At 68.3% G+C, this 12818-nt stretch carries 12 protein-coding genes and 1 pseudogene; 5 read left to right on the top strand and 8 right to left on the bottom strand.

What is annotated here, in order from left to right:
• The first annotated feature begins 54 nt into the window (after window positions 1-54).
• Window positions 55-1476: a dihydrolipoyl dehydrogenase gene (gene lpdA, locus ACLBW1_RS10775; protein WP_447811821.1), complete on the top strand. Its 1422-nt coding sequence runs from the start codon at window positions 55-57 to the stop codon at window positions 1474-1476.
• Between the two features lie 39 nt (window positions 1477-1515).
• Window positions 1516-2412 carry a DNA-3-methyladenine glycosylase family protein gene (locus ACLBW1_RS10770; protein ID WP_447811820.1) on the top strand — a complete coding sequence of 299 codons (897 nt, stop codon included), beginning with the start codon at window positions 1516-1518 and terminating at the stop codon, window positions 2410-2412.
• A gap of 10 nt (window positions 2413-2422) precedes the next feature.
• Here ACLBW1_RS10770 and ACLBW1_RS10765 read toward each other — a convergent pair whose 3' ends face one another.
• The 4 genes from ACLBW1_RS10765 to ramB form a co-directional block, all read right to left on the bottom strand.
• The gene (locus ACLBW1_RS10765) at window positions 2423-3703 is read right to left on the bottom strand and encodes a PucR family transcriptional regulator (RefSeq protein ID WP_447811819.1); all 1281 of its coding nucleotides are present in this window, start codon (window positions 3701-3703) and stop codon (window positions 2423-2425) included.
• A 101-nt stretch (window positions 3704-3804) separates the two neighbouring features.
• Window positions 3805-4563 (bottom strand): class I SAM-dependent methyltransferase, encoded by a 759-nt coding sequence (locus ACLBW1_RS10760; protein WP_447811818.1) that lies wholly within the window; start codon window positions 4561-4563, stop codon window positions 3805-3807.
• Window positions 4560-5090 (bottom strand): carboxymuconolactone decarboxylase family protein, encoded by a 531-nt coding sequence (locus ACLBW1_RS10755; protein ID WP_447811817.1) that lies wholly within the window; start codon window positions 5088-5090, stop codon window positions 4560-4562. The genes ACLBW1_RS10760 and ACLBW1_RS10755 overlap by 4 nt, the downstream gene beginning before the upstream one ends.
• A gap of 18 nt (window positions 5091-5108) precedes the next feature.
• Entirely contained in the window at window positions 5109-6530 is a 1422-nt protein-coding gene (gene ramB, locus ACLBW1_RS10750; protein ID WP_447811816.1) for an acetate metabolism transcriptional regulator RamB, read from the bottom strand.
• Between the two features lie 424 nt (window positions 6531-6954).
• Between ramB and aceA the strand changes: the two genes are divergently transcribed.
• From aceA to ACLBW1_RS10735, 3 genes and pseudogenes are all read left to right on the top strand, one after another.
• On the top strand, window positions 6955-8250 hold the full coding sequence (aceA, locus tag ACLBW1_RS10745; RefSeq protein WP_447811815.1) for an isocitrate lyase: 1296 nt from the start codon (window positions 6955-6957) through the stop codon (window positions 8248-8250).
• A 99-nt stretch (window positions 8251-8349) separates the two neighbouring features.
• Window positions 8350-9225: a 3-hydroxybutyryl-CoA dehydrogenase gene (locus ACLBW1_RS10740; protein WP_447811814.1), complete on the top strand. Its 876-nt coding sequence runs from the start codon at window positions 8350-8352 to the stop codon at window positions 9223-9225.
• 52 nt (window positions 9226-9277) lie between these two features.
• Window positions 9278-9856: pseudogene (locus ACLBW1_RS10735) on the top strand (rhomboid-like protein); the annotation flags it as partial.
• 44 nt (window positions 9857-9900) lie between these two features.
• Here the strand turns inward: ACLBW1_RS10735 and ACLBW1_RS10730 are convergent.
• Genes ACLBW1_RS10730 through ACLBW1_RS10715 form a run of 4 tightly spaced genes read right to left on the bottom strand, consistent with a single transcriptional unit; the run spans window position 9901 to window position 12786 of the window.
• On the bottom strand, window positions 9901-10773 hold the full coding sequence (locus ACLBW1_RS10730) for a PPK2 family polyphosphate kinase (protein WP_447811813.1): 873 nt from the start codon (window positions 10771-10773) through the stop codon (window positions 9901-9903).
• Between the two features lie 5 nt (window positions 10774-10778).
• On the bottom strand, window positions 10779-11627 hold the full coding sequence (locus ACLBW1_RS10725; protein ID WP_447811812.1) for an SDR family NAD(P)-dependent oxidoreductase: 849 nt from the start codon (window positions 11625-11627) through the stop codon (window positions 10779-10781).
• Window positions 11624-11971, bottom strand: a complete 348-nt coding sequence (locus ACLBW1_RS10720) for a DUF4873 domain-containing protein (RefSeq protein WP_447811811.1) — start codon at window positions 11969-11971, stop codon at window positions 11624-11626. Before ACLBW1_RS10720 ends, ACLBW1_RS10725 begins: the two co-directional genes overlap by 4 nt.
• 17 nt (window positions 11972-11988) lie before the next feature.
• Window positions 11989-12786 (bottom strand): TetR/AcrR family transcriptional regulator, encoded by a 798-nt coding sequence (locus ACLBW1_RS10715; RefSeq protein ID WP_447811810.1) that lies wholly within the window; start codon window positions 12784-12786, stop codon window positions 11989-11991.
• Window positions 12787-12818: the final 32 nt, after the last annotated feature.

Genomic DNA, 12818 nt, shown 5'->3' with positions numbered 1-12818 from the left:
AACTTCCGTCGGTCGGCCTGCGTGGGCACGCACGGGCAACGTAGGCTGGCGCCCGTGGCTGAACACTTCGACACAGTTGTCCTCGGCGCAGGTCCGGGAGGGTACGTCGCCGCGATCCGGTGCGCCCAGCTCGGGCAGTCCGTCGCCGTCATCGAAGAGAAGTACTGGGGCGGTGTGTGCCTCAACGTCGGGTGCATCCCGTCGAAGGCGCTGCTACGCAACGCCGAGCTCGCCCACATCTTCCACTCGCAGGCGAAGACCTTCGGGATCTCCGGTGAGGTGACCTTCGACTTCGGCGCGGCCTACGACCGCAGCCGCAAGGTCTCCGAGGGCATCGTCAAGGGTGTCCACTTCCTGATGAAGAAGAACAAGATCACCGAGATCGACGGCTACGGGGTGTTCACCGGCCCGAAGGCGATCACGGTCCGGCCGAGCAGCGAAGCGGATCCGGCTCAGAACACAGACGACCGCGAGGTCACGTTCGACAACGTCATCATCGACACCGGTTCGTACGTGAAGCTGCTGCCCGGTGTCGAGCTCTCCGACAACGTGGTCACCTACGAGACGCAGATCCTCACCCGTGACCTCCCCGAGTCGATCGCCATCGTCGGTGCCGGCGCGATCGGTATGGAGTTCGGTTACGTGCTCGCCAACTACGGCGTCGACGTCACCATCATCGAGTTCCTCGACCGCGTGCTGCCCAACGAGGACAAGGACTCCTCGAAGGAGCTCGCCAAGCAGTACAAGAAGCTCGGCGTGAAGATCCTGACCTCGACGAAGGTCAAGACCGTCGACGACCAGGGCTCGAAGGTCGTCGTCAGCTACACCGACGCCAAGGGCAACGACAGCGACCTCACCGTCGACAAGGTGATGATGTCGGTCGGGTTCGCCCCGCGCGTCGAGGGATTCGGCCTCGACAAGACCGGCGTCGAACTCACCGAGCGCGGCGCCATCGCGATCGACGAGTACATGCGCACCAACGTCGACGGCATCTACGCGATCGGCGACGTCACCGCGAAGCTGATGCTGGCCCACGTGGCCGAGGCGCAGGGTGTCGTGGCCGCCGAGACCATCTCCGGCGCCGAGACCATGCCGCTCGGCGACTACCGGATGATGCCGCGCGCGACGTTCTGTCAGCCGCAGGTCGCCTCCTTCGGGCTCACCGAGGAGCAGGCCAAGGACGAGGGCTACGACGTGAAGGTCACCACCTTCCCGTTCACCGCCAACGGCAAGGCGCAGGGACTCGGCGAGCCCGCCGGCTTCGTCAAGCTCATCACCGACACCACTCACGACGAGCTCATCGGCGGACACCTGGTGGGCGACAACGTCTCCGAGATGCTGCCCGAGCTGACCCTGGCCCAGAAGTGGGATCTCACCGCGCACGAGCTCGCGCGCAACGTGCACACGCACCCGACGCTGTCGGAGGCCATGCAGGAGACGTTCCACGGCGCCGTCGGCCACATGATCAACCTGTAGTCCCCGCCGACAGTCCACACCGCGAGAACCCCGACGCCGATGGACGGCGAGCTGACCAGGGACTGGGCACCACCCTGGCCGCTCGACATCCGGCGCACGCTCGCGCTGCACCGGCGCGGCAGCGGCGACCCCTCGTTCCGGTTCGCGCCCGACGGATCGGTCTGGAAGGCCAGCCACACCCCCGACGGTCCCGGCACGATGGCCATCACCCGACGCTCGGGCGTGGTGACCGGGCACGGGTGGGGCCCGGGCGCGGCGTGGCTGCTGGAGCACCTGCCGTCACTGCTCGGTGCCGACGACGACCCCTCGGAGCTGATCGCCCGCGACGCGAGAGTCGCCGAACTCCAGCGGCAGGCCGATCACGCCGGTGTACGGCTGGGCCGCACCGACCGCGTGTGGGAGGCGTTGGTCCCGGCGATCATGGAGCAGAAGGTGCTCGGCCGCGAGGCGTGGCGCGCATGGCGATATCTGGTGCGGCGCTTCGGCGAACCCGCTCCCGGCCCGGCCGACGGACCCTCGGCCGACATGAGAGTGCCGCCACCGCAACGTGACTGGGCCGACATCCCCAACTGGGAGTGGCACCGCAGCGGTATCGAACCGGTCCGGATGCGCACCATCCGTGGCGCGACCGCGCTCGACGTGGAACGCCATCACACCAAGCTGACGTTGCTGCGCGGGGTGGGCCGGTGGACCGAATCGGAGGTGCGGTGTCGCGCGGTGGGCGATCCCGACGTGGTGCCCGTCGGCGATTACCACGTGTGCAAGACCGTAGGGCAGACGCTGATCGGGAGACCGGTCGACGACGCCGGCATGCTCGAATTGCTCGAACCGTATCGGGGACAACGATATCGGGTGGTGCGGCTCATCGAGCTGTACGGCACCCGGGTGGAGCGTCGGGGACACCGCCTCGCGGTCCGCGACTACCGGTCGTTCTGAACCCGAGGGTTCAGTGCGCCGCGCCCGCCGCGTCGAAGGCGAGGATCGCCGACTGGGTCTGGGCGATGGACCGCGGGCGGCTCAGGTCGAGCCCGATGGCCTCGGACACCTTCACCATGCGGTTGTCCACGGTGTTCGGGTGGATCGACAGACGCCGCGCGGTCTCCCGGCGGTTCAATCCGCACGACATGTGGATACGCAGCGTCTCGAGCAACTGTGCGTTGTCCTCCAGCGGGCGGATCAACGCCGCGAGCCGGTCGCGAGCGGGTCCCGGCCGGGTGACCTGGTATTCGACGACGAGGTCGGTGAGCTCGTAGAAACCCGGCGGCTTGCCGATCGCGCGGGCGAGTTCGAGCAGTTCGTCGGCGTCGGCGGCGATTCGGGGGACCTCGGTGGGGCCGCCGATCACCGACGTGCACGTCACGTCGGCGCCCATCGCCTCGCGCAGCGCCTCGACCGCGTCGGCGCCGACGACGTCGTCGGGTCGATGCAGCGGGACGATCGCCGTGCCGCCGCGCGCCCCGAGCAGACACAGCGCCCAGTCGCCGAGGACGTCGGGGGCCACGGTGCGCAGGCGTCGCCACGTCGGGGTGCCGGCGTCGGCGACGAGCGCGAGGACCTGGTACCGCTCGGCGGGCGCGATCCCGAACTCGCCGGACTGGTGGACGTGCATGCGCCCGGCGAGTACCTCCGTGACGAACGACTCCCGCGGCGAGTCGGCGGGCGTGATGAGTTCGTGGTCGGCCTCGGCGACGAACGCCCGGGTCACGATGGAGATCACGCGACCGCGGATGTCGATCAGCAGCGACAGGGCGCGGATCGTCTGCGCGCGGTCGACACCGACCTCGGGGACCGCGTCCGGCCGCGGGGACTCGGGCTCGGTCAGCGCACGCACGACTGTGTCGAAGGCGCTGCCCACCACCGACAGGATCGCTGCGAGGTCGATGCCGTCGCGTGTCCACATGGCGACCGCGGAGGTGATGGTCCGCGCGATGTCGTCCTCGTCGATGGCCGGCTCGAACTCCTCGGCGTCGGCGACCGCGGCCATGGCTGCGGCGGCGATCGCGGACTCGAGGTGGCCGGGGGTGTGTGCCGGTGCGGGCGAACGACGCGACCCGACGAGTGTCATCGCGGCACAGGAGATCCGGACCCCGAGATGCTTGATGTCGGCGTCGATCTGGGTGTCGCCGTTGCGGCCCCGCAACAGTTCTCGAACCGCGTACCCGATCGCGGCCAGCGGACGCGCGTCGGGCCGGGCGAACGCGGTCGCCGTCGGTGTGTGTCCGTACATGTGGTGCCCCCTCCCGCGGTGTGCCCTCCCCGGCACGGGAGTCACGCTAACGCAGGAGTGGCCGTCTCATGGCCGAATCGTCACACCGATTGTTGACACGTTTACATGTCAGATGGCTTGCGGGCGGTCACGAACTGACCCTGGCCGGTGATGGTCTGGTCGATGTCGGTCAGACCCGCCGCGGCGAGGCGTTCGGTGATCTCGTCCCGGCCGAAGATGCGGAACCCGGTCGCGCGGTTGAGCAGCCCGGTCCCGGGGACCGAGGTCAGACGGGTCCGCACGGTCGTGAACACGACGACCTCGCCACCGGGCGCGACCACCCGCGCGAGTTCGTCGATCACGGTCATCGGGTCGGTGATCAGGTACAGCGCTGCGAGGCAGGCGACGGTGTCGAAGGTGTTGTCGAAGAACGGCAGTGCGTGGGCGTCACCGCGTACGTAGGCGACCTGCGGCCCGGTGTTGTCGAGTACGGCGCGGCCGAGCATCGGGGCCGAGAAGTCGAGCCCGACGGCGAGACCGCCGCGGTCGAGGTCGGTCCCGAAACGACGTGTGTAGTTGCCGGGTCCGCAGGCGACGTCGAGGATCATCCGGTCGCCGGGACGGCTCAGACGCGCGGTGAGCTGCCGGTCGAACGCCTTGGTGGAGGTGCCCCCCAGGCTGAACAGGCGCGTGAACACCGGTCGCCACGCCCGTTCGTAGACCTCGGCGAAGATCGGGTTCTGCATCATCCGCAGGCTCAGCGACTCGCCCGTCTCGGGCGGGGGGAGCACGTCGAGGTAGCCGGCCGACTCGTCGCGCACGGGCACCGTCAGCAGGGCGCGGACCCGGTCGGTGGCCGAACCGATCGGCCGGGGGGTCATCGGTCGCGCTCGATGCGCAGGGTCCCGATCGTGGTGGCCAGCGAGTCGTACTGGTTGACCAGCATCACCAGTCCGATCTGCTGCTTCGGCGTGAGATGCCCCCGCAGGGCATCCCAGTTGCGGTCGGAGATGTCGCGTTCGCCCACCAGCTCGTCCACGGCGGTGAGGATCGCGCGCTCACGCTCGGCGAAGCCCGCGTCGGGACCCTCCATGATCCGCTCGGCCAACGCGCGGTCGATCCCGGCGCGCTTGCCCATTCGCAGGTGGTGATCGAGTTCGTAGGCGCACTGCCGCAGGTGCGCGGTACGGATGATGACCATCTCGGTCTCTTTGCGTGACAGCGGCCCGAACGGCATGAGGCGACCCGAATAGTGCAGCCACCCGCGGAACAGACCGCCGGTGCGTCCGAGGGTCGAGAAGATGTGCATGTCGCTCACCCCCTGCGTGCGCGCCGCGGCACGGCAGAACACCCAGTTGAACGGACCGAGTTGTCGGAGATTGCCCGGGGCCACGCGAGGTTGGGTCACGTGTCCGAGGTTAGAGGGTCAGTCGATGAGATAGGGCGAGATGGTGCTGCGGTGCTCGTCGATCTGCAGGGTCGCCCCCAACGCCGGGAATGCGCGCTGTGCGCAGTTGACGCGTTCGCACACCCGACAGCCCGCGCCGATGGGGGTCACCTGGGCCTGCGGCCCGATCTCGAGGCCGTCGGAGTACACGAGCCGACCCGCATGGCGCAGTTCGCATCCCAGCCCGATGGCGAAGGTCTTACCGGGCTGGCCGTAGCGGGCGGCGCGTCGTTCGACGGTGCGGGCGACCCACAGATACGTGCGGCCGTCGGGCATCTGGGCGATCTGCGTCAGGATCTTGCCCGGCGAGGCGAAGGTCTCGTAGACGTTCCACAGCGGGCACGTGCCGCCGCTGGAGGAGAAGTGGAAGCCCGTCGCCGACTGGCGTTTGGACATGTTGCCCGCGCGGTCGACACGGACGAACGAGAACGGGATGCCGCGCAGATTCGGCCGCTGCAGCGTGGACAGTCGGTGGCAGATCGTCTCGTAGGAGACCTGGTAGAACGCCGAGAGTCGTTCGATGTCGTAGCGGAAATCCTCTGCGGCGCCGTGGAACTGGGAGTAGGGGAGCACCGCGGCGGCCGCGAAGTAGTTGGCCAGCCCGAGTCGGGCCAGGCTGCGTGCCTCGTCGTTGGTGAAGTTGCCCTCGTCGGCGAGCTTGTCGAGCAGATCGCCGTATTCGAGATAGGCCAGTTCGGCGGCGAGCTTGAAGGTGCGCTGACCGCCGGAGAGGTGTCGGGAGATCTCGAGCCGTCGGGTGCGGGGGTCGAGCCGGTGCATGAGGGTGTCGCCCATGTCGACGCGTCGCACGATCTCCACGCCGTGCACGGTCTCGAGTCGGTTGTGGATCTCGCGGCGGACGTCGCCGGAGTGCATCCGCATGCGGGTGGCCATCTCCTCGGCCGCGACGTCGAGTTCGTGCAGGTAGTTGTGGCGTTGGTAGAAGTAGTCGCGGACCTCCTCATGAGGCGCGGTGATCGACCCTCGCATGCTGCCGTCCACACGGTCGTCGGTGGCTGCGGCGAGCTGGTCGGTCGCGATGCGGTAGCGGCGGTGCAGGTTCACCATCGCGCGGGCGAGGTCGGGATGTGAGCGCACCATCTCCGCGACGTCGGCGGTGTCGGCCTCGGCGTCGAGGTCGGGGTCGCCGAGCACCTCCCTCATCTCGGCGACGAGGCGGACGTTGTCCTGGGAGTTGAAGAACTCGGCCTCGATCCCGAAGACCTCACTGATCCGCGCCAGCACCGAGTCGGTCAGCGGGCGGGCGTCGTGCTCGATCTGGTTGAGATACGACGGCGAGATGGCGAGGGTCTGCGCCAGGGCGACCTGGGACAGTCCTCGTTCGGATCGCAGCGCGCGCAGGCGTGACCCCACGTACGTGCGTCCGTCGGTCCTGCTCACGACGACCAGATTACGGTCGTGAGAACTGTGATCATGGTCACTCCATCCCGGCTCGGTGAGGTCGGCACGCGGTGCGGTCGGCCGGCCTCGTGTCGAACGGTCCGCCGTGAGCGCGACGTAAAAACGCAGTACGCGCGTACTTTTTGCGCCTGATTCGCCCACTTCTTCGCAGAGACATCTTCGCAGAGTTTGCAAAACAGTCATCGATTGTGGCTCTGATTGGCATCTTCGAGGTGTGGACCAGCACGTTTGTCATGTGGCACCCTCGGTACAGGCGGCGCCTTCGAGTGGCTCACCGGTTGCGAATCCATCCGGGAACTAGCCAGGAGAACGCCAGATCTCACCACAGATCCGGCAGCCCCCCGCTCGGCGCGATGCGCCACAGGACAAACAAATAGACGAAGTCGATGAAAGTGAAGTGGGCATGAGCAACACCGGAAAGCCGAGGACCACCGCGGAGATCCAGCAGGACTGGGACACCAATCCCCGTTGGAAGGGCATCACCCGCGAGTACACCGCCGAGCAGGTCTCCGAGCTCCAGGGCTCGGTCGTCGAGCAGAACACGCTGGCCAAGCGTGGCGCCGAGATCCTCTGGGACGGCGTGAACGGCGTCAACGGCGACGAGTACATCAACGCGCTGGGCGCCCTCACCGGCAACATGGCCGTGCAGCAGGTGCGTGCCGGCCTCAAGGCCATCTACCTCTCGGGCTGGCAGGTCGCCGGTGACGCGAACCTGTCGGGTCACACCTACCCCGACCAGTCGCTGTACCCGGCCAACTCGGTGCCGTCGGTGGTCCGCCGCATCAACAACGCGATGCTGCGTGCCGACGAGATCGCCAAGGTCGAGGGCGACAACGCCGTCGACAACTGGGTCGTCCCGATCGTCGCCGACGGTGAGGCCGGCTTCGGTGGCGCGCTCAACGTCTACGAGCTGCAGAAGGCCATGATCGCCGCCGGTGCCGCCGGTACCCACTGGGAGGATCAGCTGGCCTCGGAGAAGAAGTGCGGCCACCTCGGTGGCAAGGTGCTCATCCCCACCCAGCAGCACATCCGCACGCTGACCTCGGCACGTCTCGCCGCCGACGTCTCCGACACCCCGACCGTCGTCATCGCGCGTACCGACGCCGAGGCCGCCACCCTCATCACCTCCGATGTGGACGAGCGCGACCAGCCGTTCCTCGACGGCAGCCGCACGGCAGAGGGCTTCTACGGCGTGAAGAAGGGCATCGAGCCCTGCATCGCCCGTGCCAAGGCCTACGCCCCGTACTCCGACCTCATCTGGATGGAGACCGGCAAGCCCGACCTGGAGCTCGCGAAGAAGTTCGCCGAGGCCGTCAAGGCCGACTTCCCCGACCAGCTGCTGGCCTACAACTGCAGCCCGTCGTTCAACTGGAAGCAGCACCTCGACGACGAGACCATCGCCAAGTTCCAGAACGAGCTGGGCGCCATGGGCTTCAAGTTCCAGTTCATCACCCTGGCCGGCTTCCACGCCCTCAACTACTCGATGTTCGATCTGGCCCACGGCTACGCCCGCAACCAGATGAGCGCCTACGTCGAGCTGCAGGAGCGCGAGTTCGCCGCCGAGTCGCGTGGCTACACCGCCACCAAGCACCAGCGTGAGGTCGGTGCCGGTTACTTCGACCGCATCGCCACCACCGTCGACCCCAACACGTCGACCGCGGCGCTGAAGGGCTCCACCGAAGAGGGTCAGTTCCACTAGGACCGGACCGCACAGCATTACCCGACCGGGGTGGGTACGACATCCGTCGTGCCCACCCCGATCTGTATCCGCATGTCCCCATCAGGTGAGGAGCCGACCGTGACAGGTGAACCCGTGTCGCGTGTCGGCGTGGTCGGTTCGGGCCAGATCGGTTCCGGGATCGCCGAGGTGTGCGCCCGTGCCGGTGTCGACGTCCTCGTGTACGACACCACCCGCGACCGGGTCGCCAGCGGACGCAGCCGGGTCCTCGACTCCCTCGACCGCGGCGTGAGCAGCGGTGCGCTCACCGCGCGGGAACGCGAACAGGCCTGCGCACGAATGGTGTTCACCACCGATCTCGACCGGTTCGCCGACCGTCAGATGGTGTGCGAGGCCGTGGTGGAGGACGAGGCCGTGAAGACGGCGCTGTTCGCCGCACTCGATGGGATCGTCACCTGCCCCGACGCCGTGCTCGCCTCCACCACCTCCTCGATCCCGATCACACGACTGGGCGCGGCGACCGCGGACACTCGCCGCGTGATCGGTCTGCACTTCTTCCACCCGGTGCCGGTGCTGCCGCTCGTGGAGCTCATCACGACCGCGAGCACCGACGACACGATCGCCGCACGCGCCGAACTGTTCGCCTCGGATGTGTTGGGCAAGCAGGTCATCCGGTCCGAAGACCGCTCGGGGTTCGTGGTCAACGCGCTTCTCGTCCCGTATCTGCTGTCGGCGATCCGGATGGTGGAGAACGGCCTCGTGACCGCCGAGGACGTCGATCGGGCGATGATGCTCGGCTGTGCGCATCCCATGGGCCCGATCAAGCTGGCCGATCTCGTGGGCCTCGACACCGTGAAGGTCATCGCCGACACCCTCTTCGCCGAGTACGCCGAGCCGCTCTACGCGCCGCCGCCCCTCCTGCTGCGCATGATCGACGCCGGCCGCCTCGGCCAGAAGTCCGGTCGCGGCTTCTATCGCTACCCCGCTGCCAGCTGATTCACAGGGTGCATGCAGCGTCGGTTGAATCGCCGCGACCACCGTGGTCGACATGACGATGCGACGGGTGTTCGAGGCGGTGCGGTCGGCGCCGGTGTCGGTGAGCTGGCTCGCCCTGTTGCTGGTGACCACGGTGCTGCAGCGCACCGCCGCCCCGGCGCAGGTGTCGGCGTGGCTGGCCGACTCCTCGACCGACATCTCCCACCTCGTGTCCGATCCGATCGGGGTGCTCGTCACCAGCCTGGCGTGGCTCGACGGCGCGTACTGGCTGCCCTACGCGGTGATGTTCGCGATCGTGGTGATCCCCATGGAACGACGGCTCGGTGTCCGACGCTGGGCCGCACTGGGTCTGGCCGGACACGTCGTCGGGACGGGGGTGAGTCAGGGCGCGTTGTGGGTCGCGATCGCGGTGGGCGCGACGTCGTCGTCGCAGATGTCGATGCGCGACATCGGGGTCAGCTACGCCATCTTCGCGTTCGTCGGCGGGGCGGCGCAGTTCATCGAACCGCAGTGGCGGCGGGCGTTCGCGACCACGGTGGTCGGACTCGCCGGGCTCACCCTCGTCGTCGATCCCTCGGTGACGACGCTCGGGCATCTCGTGGCCATCACCACCGGGCTGCTGCTCGGCCCGGTCGTCGCCGGACCAATGGTCGTCGGACAGGGCGCCGCAGGAGTTCAGGACGCGGCGAGCCGCTTCTTCTCGTGCTCGACGTCGAAGTCGGGGGCGGGCCATTCGAGGTCGAGGCGTTCGAGAGCGTCGATCACGAGCTCTGTGACGGCAAGGCGTGCATACCATTTGCGGTCGGCGGGCACGATGTGCCAGGGCGCGGCGTCGACGTCGGTCTCGTCGAACACCACCTGATAGGCCTCCTGATACGCCGACCAGTACTGGCGTTCGTCGATGTCGCCGGGGTTGTACTTCCAGTACTTGTCGGGCCGGTCGAGGCGCTTGGCCAGCCGTTCGCGTTGGGCGTCGGTCGAGATGTGCAGCATCACCTTGACGATGGTGGTGCCGGCCGCGACGAGCTCGGACTCGAAGTCGTTGATGATCGCGTATCGGGTGGACCACTCGGATTCGGGGACGAGATCGTGGACGCGCACGGCCAGTACGTCCTCGTAGTGGGAGCGGTCGAACACGCCGATCTGTCCTGCCGCAGGCACTTTCGCGCGGATGCGCCAGAGGAAGTCGTGGGACAGCTCCTCGTCGGTCGGCTTGCCGAACGAGGAGTGCGACACCCCCTGCGGGTCGACCATGCCCATCACGTGCCGGACGATGCCGCCCTTGCCTGCGGTGTCCATGCCCTGCAGCACTAGCAGGATCGATCGCGGATCGCCGCTGCGGCCGTGCGCGTAGAGCCGCTCCTGCAGACCCGCCAGCAACTCACCGCGGGCCTTGAGTGCCTTCTTGCCGGCGGCCTTGTCGCCGTCGAAGCCCGGGGTCGAACGCTGGTCGATCTCGCTCAGCTGTCCCTGCGCTCGCGCACGCAGGATCGCGGGGGCATCGGCGATGGCGGGATGGTCCGAGGACGGTTCGTCGGAGGAGGACATGCCGGTCAAACTACCGGGCCGAACAGTCCGCCACCGCCGAATGCGTCGCGGTGCGAATCGGGTACGACACCGTCGTCATTGACCAGTCCGTACTCATGACCGAGTTCGGCGGTCACCAGCGTGGCGCCACTGCGCGCCGGCAGGTCGGGGTCGCGGGCGAGTGCGTCGATCACGCGGCCGATGAACGTGGGGTCCTCGGCGCGGTCGAGGGAGAACCCGGCGAACTCGTTGACGCCCAACGACATCAGCAGTTCGGTGCGTACCAGCCCCGGCCACAGACTCACCGCGGTGACGCCCGTCCCGACCAACTCGTGCGCCATGTCGGAGGACATCTTGTCGAGTCCGGTCTTGCTCATCCCGTAGAGCACCGAGTGCAGATGCCCACGCGACCCGAACGACGAGATGCTCGCGATGAGACCGGAGCCCTGGTCGACCATGCGCCGCGCCGCGTGCACCGACGCGACGTAGTGCGCGCGGAGCCCGACGCCGATCAGACTGTCCCAGTCGGAGATCGGGCGTTCGAAGAACTTCTCGGAGAATCCGCCGAAGCCGCGCGGCGCCGCCCAGACGTTGTTGACGAGCAGGTCGAGTCGGCCGTGGTCGCCGTCGATGCGATCGAACAGCGACGCCACCGCGTCGTCGTCGGTGTGATCACAGCTGATCGGGTACGCGGTGCCGCCGGATTCGGCGATCTCGGCGGCCACCCGACCGAGCCGGTCGTCGGGCCCGGTACCGCCCCGCGCGGTGAGGTACACCGTCCACCCGGCCGCGCCCAGGGCTCGTGCGACACCGCGCCCCAGACTGCGGCTCGCGCCGGTCACCAGCGCGACCGAGGGCGGCGCCGCCGACGTCACCGGTCGACGTCGTCGGGGAGCTGTGCGAACGGGGGCGCGCTCACGCCGCGCACCACGTGCCCGCCGAAGGCGTCCTCCGCCGACAGCGTCCCCTCGCCCGCGCCGTGCGGGGTGCTGATGCGCACCTCGGTGCCCTCTGCGACCGGGGGGTCGGCGGGATCCGACACCGCCGTCAACCCGCGGATACGTCCCTGCCACATATAACGCCCGGCGATGGGATCGAAGTGGCCAATCAGCTGGACGTTCGCCTCCACCGGACGACGCCCGCCCACCGTCACCGTCGCCGGACCGGTGTACCCGCCGGCGTCGTCGTCGGCGTGGCCCGCGGTGTCGTGATCGCTCATGGCGTCACTGTAGGGAGTCAGGTCCCCGACGTCGACGGTGCGACACCGAACTCCGGCAGCGGATGGTCGCGGGCGTTGAACTCCGCCGCCGAACCACCGACCTCGGCGATGCCGACGAATGCCGTCCACACCAGCATCGTGAGGTGGTCGATGAGCTGTTCCTGGCTCAGGGTGCGCTCGACCATCCACCAGTGGGTGGCGAGCTGCACACCGCCGACCAGTGCGTAGGCCCACGTCTCGAATCCGGCGGTGTCGAGTCCGCGGTGGCCGAGGCGCTCGTTCATCGCGAACGCCACGACCTGCGCGATGAGCTTCTCGGAATCGGCCAGCACCGTGGGGCTGGCGAATTTCGAGCTGGTCACGAAGGTGTAGATCTGTGTCTCGTCGGCGATGGTCTGCACGTAGATGGAGATGACCGCGCGCGTCATCGTGAACTCGTCGACGTCGTCGATCAGCGCCTCGGTGAGACGCGGAAGCAGGGTCACCTCGATGAACCGGACCATCGCCGCGGTGTTCAGATCGTTCTTGTCGGTGAAGTAGCGGTAGAGGACGGTCTTCGACACACCGATGTGCGAGGCGATCTCGTCCATGCCGATGTCGGCGCCGAGTGCCCGTACCGCGGTGAGCGTGCCGTCGACGAGCTCGGCGCGTCGCTCTTCCTTGTGCTGCTGCCACCGCTGCTTGCGCCCGTCGGGTTTGCCGTCGGGGATGTCGTCGGCCGCGCCCCGCAGCGCGGCCTCGAGTCCTTTCGTCGCGTTCGCGGCGGCCACGACGGCGGCACGGGCCGCGGCGGCGGTGGTCTGGCGGGCGGGCATGCGCCCACAGTATCCCCGCCGGTGGGCATCGG

The organism is Williamsia sp. M5A3_1d, assembly GCF_053345315.1.
This window is presented reverse-complemented; position numbering and strand designations above follow the sequence as displayed.